This is a genomic window from Longicatena sp. (assembly GCF_982403165.1).
The window spans coordinates 1-3486 of the sequence record NZ_CEVYEL010000103.1 but is presented as its reverse complement, the minus strand read 5'-3'; the positions used below and the strand labels follow the sequence as shown (position 1 = coordinate 3486).

Annotated in this window: 3 protein-coding genes; 2 read left to right on the top strand and 1 reads right to left on the bottom strand. The window is 38.4% G+C overall.

Annotation, left to right across the window (positions count from 1 at the left end; genetic code table 11):
• Positions 1-793, bottom strand: a 793-nt coding sequence (gene map, locus AC1VS3_RS12795) for a type I methionyl aminopeptidase (RefSeq protein WP_481275680.1), incomplete at its 3' end; no start/stop codon positions are given.
• A 156-nt stretch (positions 794-949) separates the two neighbouring features.
• Here map and AC1VS3_RS12790 point away from each other — a divergent pair.
• Positions 950-2410, top strand: a complete 1461-nt coding sequence (locus AC1VS3_RS12790; protein ID WP_008691191.1) for a sodium-dependent transporter — start codon at positions 950-952, stop codon at positions 2408-2410.
• A gap of 569 nt (positions 2411-2979) precedes the next feature.
• A partial coding sequence (locus AC1VS3_RS12785; protein WP_481275679.1) for a DUF5662 family protein occupies positions 2980-3486 on the top strand: 507 nt, incomplete at its 3' end.

Sequence of the window (3486 nt, the reverse complement as noted above, 5' to 3'; positions counted from 1 at the left end):
CCGTATAAGATGTCCATCCATTATCTTCATCAATATAGAGATGATAATCTCCCTCATTGATCATCGGTTCAATAGTAAACACCATACCGGGAGCCAGAATCATGCCTTTTCCCTTACGCCCTACATGTGAAACGATAGGATCCTCATGGAATGCTTTCCCAACGCCATGTCCGGCAAAATCTATCACGACACTATAACCTTTGCTCGTTGCATATTCATGAATCGCCGCTCCAATATCGCCTACATGCCCCCAAGGTTTGACAGCTTTTATACCGATTTCCAGACATTCTTTCGTCACTTGTACCAAACGCTTTGCCTCTTCACTCACTTCACCAATCATAAACATTCGCGAAGCATCGGAGTAATAACCATGAAAAATGGTGGAAACATCTACATTGACGATATCGCCTTCCTGTAAGATGATTTCATCATCCGGAATACCATGACATACCTCATCATTAACCGATGTACAAACACTTTTAGGAAAGCCTTCATAATTCAAAGGAGCAGGTATTGCCCCATGACTTACTGTGTAATCATACACCAATCGGTCAATATCTCCGGTACTCATACCGACATGTATATGCTTTGCGACATGATCAAGTACACCGGTGTTAATAGCAGCACTCTTTTTGATACCAAGAATATCCTTTGTACTTTTGATCAAACTGCGATCTGGCACAATCTCGCCATTTCTAGCAAATTCGCGAATTTTTTCATCAAACTTTTCATGACATTGTTTATATTTTTTGCCACTGCCACACCAGCAGCGGGAATTTCTATGCATTTCCATATCTTTACACCTCTTTACGTCGTATAGTATATCACGTATCTCTTAAATTTTCATACCATTTCCTAAAAAGTAATACAATTGCCATGACAAAGCCGAATTAAAGATTGACTTTCCTTATATACACCGATAAAATTATGCATAAAAGGGTGTGAATGTATGAAAGCAAGAGAAAAATTCTCATCGCGCTTAGGCTTTATCCTAATCTCAGCGGGATGTGCAGTCGGACTGGGGAATGTCTGGCGGTTTCCTTATATCACCGGCCAGTATGGCGGAGCTGCCTTTGTATTGCTATATTTATTATTTCTGATGCTGTTAGGCTTACCTATCATGGTAATGGAATTTTCCGTAGGACGCGCATCTATGAAATCGGCCGCAAAATCTTTTGATGTACTAGAGCCAAAAAAGACAAAATGGCATTTCATCAAATATGTGGCAATCGGCGGTAATTACATGCTGATGATGTTTTATACGACCGTTGGCGGATGGATGTTGAATTACTGTTTAAAAATGATAAGTGGCACTTTTGAAAACCAGTCAACAGAAGCAGTGGGGCAGATATTTCATGATATGCTCGCAAGTCCTGCGCAGAACCTGTTTTGGATGGTCGTAATTACCATGATCGGCTTTCTCGTCTGCAGCAAGGGATTACAAAATGGGGTTGAAAAGATTTCCAAATATATGATGTCCTGTTTATTTATTGTTATGCTGATACTGGTGATACGCGCTGTCACTTTACCAGATGCTGTAGAAGGTTTAACGTTTTATTTAGTGCCTGATTTTGGTAAAATGATGGAAAACGGCTTATGGGACGCCATTTTTGCGGCAATGAGTCAAGCCTTCTTTACGCTTAGTCTGGGTATCGGAGCGTTGGCTATCTTTGGCAGCTATATCGGAAAAGATCGTTCTTTACTAGGTGAAAGTCTGAATGTCTGTATCTTAGATACTTTAGTTGCCTTTATTGCCGGTTTGATTATTTTCCCTTCCTGTTTCTCTTTTGGTGTAGATGCCGGAAGTGGCCCAGGATTGGTATTTGTGACATTACCAAATGTCTTTAATGCCATGGCTCAAGGACGCTTATGGGGAACCTTATTCTTCTTATTTATGTCCTTTGCAGCATTAACGACCATTATTGCCGTATTTGAAAATATCGTTGCCTTTGCTATGGATAGCGGTTGGTCAAGAAAGAAAGCCGTATGGGTAAATTTCTTTGCCATCCTGATTTTATCACTGCCTTGTGCATTAGGATTTAATATTCTATCCTTCTTACAGCCATTAGGTGAAGGAACAACCATTCAGGACTTAGAAGATTTCATCGTTTCCAGCAATTTATTACCATTAGGTTCCTTATTATATCTATTATTCTGTACCTTCCGTTATGGTTGGGGATGGAAAAATTTCCTTGGTGAAGCAAATACAGGAAAAGGGCTAAAGTTTCCTAGCTGGATACGAGGCTACGTCAGTTTCATACTGCCTGTCATCGTCATCTTTATTTTCTTCCAAGGTTATATCGAGAAGTTTTCAACACCATGGAATGCAATCTTACCAATTGTTTTGATCCTGTTTATCATCTTTATACCAATACATGCATGGATCATACAACATAAAAAAAAGCAGTAATTCAGCTAAAAATGACTCCTTGAAGTAGTAAGGAGTCGTTTTTTATGGAAAGGTAATGGCGGTTTGTTTATGGAATGAACAAATGCAAACGAGGGAGTAAGTACCATTACCAAAGTCTTTCAAGGTATTACTTACCTTGTACTTTTAGTATAAGACAGCTTTGTGAAAAACATATGAATAGTATTTGAATTCTGTGTTAATTTATTAAAGAGCACATACAATAAGACCTCTACGAGGGATAGAGGTCTTAAGCATGAAGGCCGGTAATGGAAATTATAAAATTATGTAAACATGATAGCTGTTGTTACTATTACTATAGGGATGGGGAAACGATTTCCATTACCACACAAGCAGTAAGTCTGCCTGTACCTATACTATAACGTGCGAATGTGAAGGATATGTGATGGTCATGCGTTTTTTTACAACTTTTTGATAATCATAAGAGAGGATATAAGACCTTCCCCATACAAATACCCATCTATGATCGATCATCATTCCACTCTTCCCTTTTTCTTTATTTGTGTTAAAATACCTCTGACATTATAAATTCACATAGGAAGGAGATTATTATGAATCGTTTCTGGGGACATCTTTCAACGATCAATCATCATAAAATACTGGTAACTAAATTATGCTTTCGCTGCCATTTATATAAGCAAGGAATCTTACACGATTTATCAAAATATTCACCTGTTGAATTTTGGGCAGGAGTTACCTATTATCAAGGCTTTCGCAGCCCTATTAATCGAGAAAAAGAAGTAAAAGGGTATTCCCTTGGATGGTTGCATCATAAAGGACGGAATCGTCATCACTGGGAATACTGGTTGGACAATGGAAATGTAAAAAATGGTGTCATTGCTATTGAAATGCCTGTCAACTACGTTGTTGAGATGATTTGCGATCGTATTGCGGCATCCATGACCTATCAAAAGGAAAACTATACCGATGCCAGTGCTTTAGAATACTTCTTAAACGGTTATGACAGAGTCATGATGCATCCTAACACAAAAGCATTGACACAGCATATATTAGAATATTTAAGAGATCATGGTTTAGATCAGACCATTGCTTATATC

Bases quoted from the DNA above. Each gene is read 5' to 3' on its own strand.
- AC1VS3_RS12790 (WP_008691191.1), top strand. From the start codon at position 950: ATGAAAGCAAGAGAAAAATTCTCATCGCGCTTAGGCTTTATCCTAATC.